Below are 6,126 nucleotides of genomic sequence, written 5' to 3' on the forward strand. Positions count from 1 at the left end.
GGCGTCCACCAGCGCCACATCGGACCGCCGTATCTGGTCCTGGCCGTCGTCGGCGAGCACAACCCGCGCGAGGGCTATGCGTGCCTGCGCGCCTATGCGCAGCCGATCGCGCGCCCCGCCAATTTCGTCGCGATCCACAATCTCGCCGAACGCAAGACGATCGTCGGCCTGCTCGATCTCCAGTACCGGCTTCGCCGGCGCGGCATCGGCGTCGGGTTCAAGCGGCTCCTGTTCGATATCGCGACGTCGATCGGCGAGATGCGTCCAGACCTCCTTCTCGACCTGCGTGATTTCACCACCGGCGAGGTGATCGAGGCGGCGCTCGAGGTCGTCACCGGCGACAACGCCGATGCGCTCGGGCTGAAGCTGCGCCAGGTCGAGAAACTTCGCGAGATCGCCCCCGTCGTGACGATCCATGCCGAGGATCTCGAAGGCGACAGTCTCGAAACCGCCGTGCTTGACCAGCTGCACATCGGATGACGTCGTTGGCAGGAATTTAATCCAGGGCCACCATTCTCGCATCATGGCATCGACCACCCAAGCCAGAAACCAGCGGCGGATCCTGCGCTGGGCGCAGTCGTCGCTGTGCGCCGGATGCGGGATGCCCCTGCCGAGCCCGCGGCGCCTCGCCCGCCATCATCCCGATTACCCGACGTTCGACCATGTCACGCTGCGCAGCGCGGGTGGACGGCGATCGCTGTCGAACGGCCTGCTGAAGCATCTGCGCTGCAATCAGGCGCGCGGCGCGAGGCCGTCCACGGGGTGCGATGCGATCTGGATGACCGTGGTCGCGGCACGGCTAGCCGAGCGCCCGCGCAGCCTCAAGTCGATCTTCAAAGGTGGCGCTCGAAATCCCGGATTCCCGGCGCGCAAGGAAAAGGCCGCCCCGGTTGCCCGAAGCGGCCCGATCGTGTCATCGAAGGTCGGGGGGGTCAGATATCGTCGCCGAGCGCGCCCTTGACCGATCCCTTGACGTCCTGACCGGCGCCCTTGACCTTCTGCGCCTTGCCCTCGGCTTCGAGACTGGCGTTATCGGTCGCCTTGCCGATGCTTTCCTTGACGTTGCCGGCCAGCTTGTTGCCTGCCGCCTTCAGCTTGTCGGTTGCTTCACCCATGATCGATCTCCTGTCGTGAAATATCAGGACTGAGAACACTTTGCGCGTGAGCGCGATCCGTGCGGCCAGTCACGGCTGCACCATGAACGACCCTGCCTGCCGCCATCATCCCGGTCTGCCGAGGGGGAGGAGAGAGAGAGGGAATCTGTCGAATCCATTGAGGGAGACGACAGATGACCCGGTTCCAGCCCAGCCCACGCCCTGAGACGACACCCTGGGACGCACCCGACCGCGCTGACCAGGTCCTGCCCGGCATCTGGCGCGTATCGACACCCAGTCATGGCGGATATGTCCTGTCGGACGAACGCCAGGCCGCGATGCCCGAGGCGCTGCGCCGCGACGATCCTTACTATGAGGAAGACGTCGATTACGCGCTGGTGCTCTACGCCTTCGGCAGCGAGTTTCGCCGCCTGCCCATTCCGGGCATCGCCCTGCAGGTCGAGAATGCGCGCCGCTCGGTCCGCTGCTGGCATCCCGATCGCTGGACCGCGCTGACCGGCGAGGAGGTGTCGATCCACGACAGCCATGTCGTTCGCCGCCGCGCCGCCTATCAGGCGGTCATCGGCCAGTATGAAAGCGTCTCGGCCTCAGGTTCCTGGGCGGACTGGGTGCCCGAGGGCAAGGTCGGCTGCGTCTTCCGCCGTGTCGTCAGCGTCGATGCGCTCGGCTTCGCGCGCCACGAAGGCGAGCCGATCCACGGTCTCGTCGACAAGGATCGCTACGAACGCCGCCAGATGCCGGAGACGTTCCAGAGTCTCGGCGCGGTCCGCGTCGAGAGCACCGCTCCGATCTCCAAGCAGGTCGACGCGAGCGCGCTCGCGCATCTCCTCCCAACCAGCTGAAAGGACACGCCATGAGTGTCTATCTCTATCTGTTCCACGGCCGCGCCACGCCCGACGAGGACGTCGAAAGCTGGGGCTGCGAAGGCCCCGCGATCGGCCCGCTCGACTATGTCCATACCACCTACGGCAGCGAGGTGAAGATCCGCGGCGCGGAGGCGATCCTGGAAAAGTTCTTCCCGGATACGGAAATTCATTTCCACGACGGCTACGGCGAACACGCCATTCAGCTCGCCGGCGACTGCTTGCCCTACGACGGCAAATTCTACGGTGACTGGTCGATCTGCACCGGGGATCGCTTGTGCTCGCCTGCCGCCTCCCGGGTCAAGCCGGTGTGCGACGACTGCGGCAGCGACAACGTCACCAAGGACGCCGTCGCGGCCTGGGATGAGCCCGAACAGGCCTGGGTGCTGCTCAGCACCTACGATTCCACCACCTGCCAGGACTGCGAGCGCGAAAGCGACGACATGCTCGAATGGCGGACGCTCGATGGTGCGCCCGCTCCCGATCCCGACGCTCCCGCCATCCCAGCCAACGATCCGGCGCCCCCTGATGCCGACGCCGCCTGACCCGGAGGACCACGCCATGACCTGTGTCACCCCGATTCGCGCGCCCGAGGCCGCGGACAATCGCGTACCGCTCGGCCATCATTCGACCGGCACGCTCAGCCTCGACCTCGATCGCCTGCTTGCCGGACGCCTGCTCATCCAGGGCAGCTCCGGGGCGGGCAAGAGCAGGACCTTGCGCCGGATCATCGAGGAGGCGTTCGACTATACGACGCTTGCGATCGTCGACCCCGAGGGGGAATTCGAGAACCTCGCCCGCCATATCGGCGCGACCACGATCCGCGCGGTCGAACTCACCGCCGACGGGCTGACGGCCGCGGCGACGCGCAGCCGGCGACATCGGCTGTCGATGCACATCGACCTCACCGACCTCGATCCCGACCAGCGGATCATCAAGGCAGCCGCGTTCTTTGCCGGCCTGGTCGGCGCACCGCGCGAGGACTGGGCGCATACCATGCTGGTGTGCATCGACGAGGGCCATCTGCTCGCACCGCATGTCGCCGGTTCCGCGCTCGATGCCGATGCCCGCCGGCTCGGCGTCGCCACCCTGACCGACCTGTGCGCGCGCGGCCGCAAGCGCGGTCTCGCCCCCGTCATCGCCACCCAGCGCCTCGCGAAGCTCTCCACCTCGGTCGTGTCCGAGCTGCAGAACGTGCTGGTCGGGCTCAACGTCTTCGACCGCGACATCGCGCGCGCGGCCGACCTGCTCGGCTTTCCCGCGCGTGACGTCGACCTGCTGCGCAACCTCGCCCCCGGCGATTTCTTCGCGATGGGTCCGGCGCTGTCGGCAACCCCGGTGCTGGCGCATATCGATCCCACCATCACCGAACATCTCGGCAAGACCCCGGAACTGCGTGCCGCCGCGTCCGTCGATGCCGACGAGGCGGCGAAGCTGCTCGATCTCGCGGGCCTGGCCGAGGTCGCGGACCACGGCCCCGCCATCGCCCTCAAGGGCACGCGCGCGCTCGACGCGTTCCTGCTCGATCCCGCTGCGACCGACGCGGCCGCGATCATGGACGCGCTGAAGCGCATCTCCCCCAACGCCAGCACCGCGCGCGACCTCGCACGGCACCTGTCGCTCGACGCCGAGCGCACCGACCGCGCGCTCAACCTCCTGTCGGCGATCGCCGCGGTCGACACCATGCCCAAGGGCGACGACCGCATCGCCCGCCTGCATGCACGGCTGCGCGCGCGGCTGAGCGACGTCGCCGTGGTGTCGCTGTGACCGACCTCGCGCCCGATATCGTCGAGCTGGTCGCGTGTCCGAAGCTGCCCGAGCCGTGCTGGCGCCTGCGCGAGATGCCGTTCCGGCACGATGCCTGGACCCCCGACGAGATCGCCACGGTCGAACGCATGTTCTGCGACGACGCCGCGATCGACGACATCGTCGCCGCGCTCGGTCGCGGCCGCGCCGGCGTGCGCGACAAGATCGCCAAACTGGGCCTGCGCCGCAATTCGTCGCGTCCGTGGTCGACCGACGAAGACGCATGGCTCACCCGCGAATATGGCCTTCGCCCCACGGCCGATCTCGCTGGAGATCTCGGCCGCGCCTGCACCAGCGTCTATGCCCGCGCGGGCGTGCTCGGGCTGACCGAAGGAAATCCTCCAAAATGGAGCGACTGGGAGGATGCCCAGCTGCGCGCCGGCTACGCGCAGGCGATCCCGATCGCACAGATCGCCACGCTGATCGGACGCCCGCTGTCCGGCACCGCGACCCGTGCCAACGCGCTCGGTTTGCGCCATCCCAACAAGCCCGCTGACTGGACCGAGGCCGAGGCGACGCGGGCGCTGACGCTGGCCGGGGAGGGGCTTCGTTATATCGCGATCATCGACATTCTCGCCACAGAGGGCTTTCCGCGCAGGACCAAGGCTGGCTTCGGGCCGCACCTGCGCAAGCTCGGCTATGGCCGGGGATGGGGCCGCAACTGGACCCCTGACGAAGACACACTGCTCATCCGCGCCTATGCCGACGGGGCAAGCCTGACCCCGCTCACGACCAGGCTCGGCCGCACGAAATGCTCTATCCGCTGGCGCGCCGACTATCTCGGGTTGCGCGGCACACATGCCAACCGCGACGGGTTCCGGGGCGGGCCGGTGTGGAGCGACAATGATCTGGAAAGGCTGCGCGACCTTTACGGCACGATGCCGATGGACGCCCTGGCGACGAAGATGGGTCGCACCAAGGCTTCGCTGTTCACGCGCGCGAACATCCTCGGCCTTGTCCACGGCTATCACCGGAAATGGACCGAAGAGGAGATCCGGGCGCTGCGCATCGCGCACGACTTCGGCGTCGCGCTGCCTGATGTTGCGGCAGCGATCGGCCGCAAATATCCAGCGGTCCACAAATATGCCGAAAAGCACGAGCTTCGCTTCTCGCGTCGCCCGCGCCGCGCAGCCCCCTGGACGCTCGCCGAAATTATCGCGCTCGATCCTTCGGGAACGGGCGTCACCGACCATGTTGCCATCCCCGGCACAATCGATGAGGAAAAGCCATGACGCCGCTTCGCCTCGCCCGCGATATCGCAACCGGCGCGCCGATCGACCGCGACACCCGGCGTGCCCGCCTCCTCGCGGCGCGGCGCTATGCGATCAACTCGGTCCCGCGTCGCGGTATCCTCAGCGGTCACTGGGACGCGGGCACCGTGGTCGGCGCGTTCCGCGACGGCAAGGCAGGCTGACCAGGGCTCGGCCCGATGCGCCGATGAAGGAGAGAGGGAGCGGGGAGGGAAGGCGTGACGGACGCCTGAGCCCTTTTCCAGGAGCGCACTCCCATGATTCCCGCCACCATCGCGACCGCGGTCGCCCCCGAGACGATCGCCAAGGTCACGCGCCTGTTCAACAATACCGCGTTCGACGTCATCTGCGAACTCCTCCAGAACGCGCGCCGCGCCGGTGCGACCGGCGTCGCGCTCGCGCTGAACGGCGCCGGCGCCGAGCACTTCCTGCACATCACCGATGACGGCCACGGCATCGCCGATCCGGTGAGCATCGTCACGCTCGGCCGCTCGGGCTGGTCCGACGAGACGCGCCGCGCCGAAGATCCCGCCGGCATGGGCGTGTTCAGCCTCGCAGGCCGCGACGTCATCATCCGCTCCTTCTCGAAACCCGACCGCCAGGGCTGGATGGCGCATATCCCGGCCTCGGCGTGGGAGACGAGCCGCCCGATCGCGATCGAACCCGATCCGATCATGCGCGGCACCGCGATCACCGTGCGCGTGCCCGACGAGTGGCTGAAGACGCTCGAGCGCGACGTGGCCCGCGCCGCCAAACATTATCCGGTTCCCGTGACCTGGAACGGCGCGGTCCTTCCGCAGGAGGACTGGCTGAAGGACGCGGTCCATGTCGAGGAATGGTACGGCGTGCGCATCGGCGTGTTCCAGAAACACCCCTCGCATTATTCCTCGCGCGACGGACGCCTCAACTTCCACGGGCTGACCATCCCGTGCGACCTGCCGTATGTTCAGGAAGTCGACCGGGGCGGCCACTGGATCGCGCGGGTCGACATCTTCGACGCGCCGCAAATCCAGCTCGTCCTCCCGGCGCGCAAGGAAGTGGTCGAGAACACCGGCATCGCCGCCCTGCGCGATGCGGTCCGGCTCGCGATCT

The 6,126-nt window shown here is 67.8% G+C and carries 7 protein-coding genes and 2 pseudogenes; 8 read left to right on the forward strand and 1 reads right to left on the reverse strand.

The features are described 5' to 3' along the window. Together VGD20_RS02565 and VGD20_RS02570 are read left to right on the forward strand one after the other, a co-directional pair. A pseudogene (locus tag VGD20_RS02565) lies at positions 1 to 480 on the forward strand (hypothetical protein); the annotation flags it as partial. A gap of 43 nt (positions 481 to 523) precedes the next feature. Next, on the forward strand, positions 524 to 961 hold the full coding sequence (locus tag VGD20_RS02570; protein ID WP_062126486.1) for an HNH endonuclease: 438 nt from the start codon (positions 524 to 526) through the stop codon (positions 959 to 961). Here the strand turns inward: VGD20_RS02570 and VGD20_RS02575 are convergent. Then, positions 933 to 1,115, reverse strand: a complete 183-nt coding sequence (locus VGD20_RS02575; protein ID WP_016510257.1) for a CsbD family protein — start codon at positions 1,113 to 1,115, stop codon at positions 933 to 935. The genes VGD20_RS02570 and VGD20_RS02575 overlap by 29 nt on opposite strands. A 173-nt stretch (positions 1,116 to 1,288) precedes the next feature. Here VGD20_RS02575 and VGD20_RS02580 point away from each other — a divergent pair, with 173 nt between their 5' ends. The 6 genes and pseudogenes from VGD20_RS02580 to VGD20_RS02605 form a co-directional block, all read left to right on the forward strand. Next, positions 1,289 to 1,957: a DUF7007 domain-containing protein gene (locus tag VGD20_RS02580; protein WP_294444962.1), complete on the forward strand. Its 669-nt coding sequence runs from the start codon at positions 1,289 to 1,291 to the stop codon at positions 1,955 to 1,957. 11 nt (positions 1,958 to 1,968) lie between these two features. After that, on the forward strand, positions 1,969 to 2,523 hold the full coding sequence (locus VGD20_RS02585; RefSeq protein WP_010408935.1) for a hypothetical protein: 555 nt from the start codon (positions 1,969 to 1,971) through the stop codon (positions 2,521 to 2,523). 16 nt (positions 2,524 to 2,539) lie between these two features. Continuing rightward, positions 2,540 to 3,745, forward strand: a complete 1,206-nt coding sequence (locus VGD20_RS02590) for a helicase HerA domain-containing protein (RefSeq protein ID WP_331132952.1) — start codon at positions 2,540 to 2,542, stop codon at positions 3,743 to 3,745. Then, on the forward strand, positions 3,742 to 5,016 hold the full coding sequence (locus tag VGD20_RS02595) for a hypothetical protein (protein ID WP_331132953.1): 1,275 nt from the start codon (positions 3,742 to 3,744) through the stop codon (positions 5,014 to 5,016). The genes VGD20_RS02590 and VGD20_RS02595 overlap by 4 nt, the downstream gene beginning before the upstream one ends. Then, positions 5,013 to 5,198: a hypothetical protein gene (locus VGD20_RS02600; RefSeq protein ID WP_024310655.1), complete on the forward strand. Its 186-nt coding sequence runs from the start codon at positions 5,013 to 5,015 to the stop codon at positions 5,196 to 5,198. The genes VGD20_RS02595 and VGD20_RS02600 overlap by 4 nt, the downstream gene beginning before the upstream one ends. Before the next feature lie 93 nt (positions 5,199 to 5,291). Further along, positions 5,292 to 6,126: pseudogene (locus VGD20_RS02605) on the forward strand (ATP-binding protein); the annotation flags it as partial.

Origin of the sequence: Sphingopyxis sp., assembly GCF_036402335.1 — a bacterium.
Taxonomy (GTDB): Bacteria; Pseudomonadota; Alphaproteobacteria; order Sphingomonadales; family Sphingomonadaceae; genus Sphingopyxis.

Bases quoted from the DNA above. Each gene is read 5' to 3' on its own strand.
- VGD20_RS02590 (WP_331132952.1), top strand. From the start codon at position 2,540: ATGACCTGTGTCACCCCGATTCGCGCGCCCGAGGCCGCGGACAATCGC.
- VGD20_RS02570 (WP_062126486.1), top strand. From the start codon at position 524: ATGGCATCGACCACCCAAGCCAGAAACCAGCGGCGGATCCTGCGCTGG.
- VGD20_RS02580 (WP_294444962.1), top strand. From the start codon at position 1,289: ATGACCCGGTTCCAGCCCAGCCCACGCCCTGAGACGACACCCTGGGAC.
- VGD20_RS02585 (WP_010408935.1), top strand. From the start codon at position 1,969: ATGAGTGTCTATCTCTATCTGTTCCACGGCCGCGCCACGCCCGACGAG.
- VGD20_RS02600 (WP_024310655.1), top strand. From the start codon at position 5,013: ATGACGCCGCTTCGCCTCGCCCGCGATATCGCAACCGGCGCGCCGATC.
- VGD20_RS02575 (WP_016510257.1), bottom strand. From the start codon at position 1,115: ATGGGTGAAGCAACCGACAAGCTGAAGGCGGCAGGCAACAAGCTGGCC.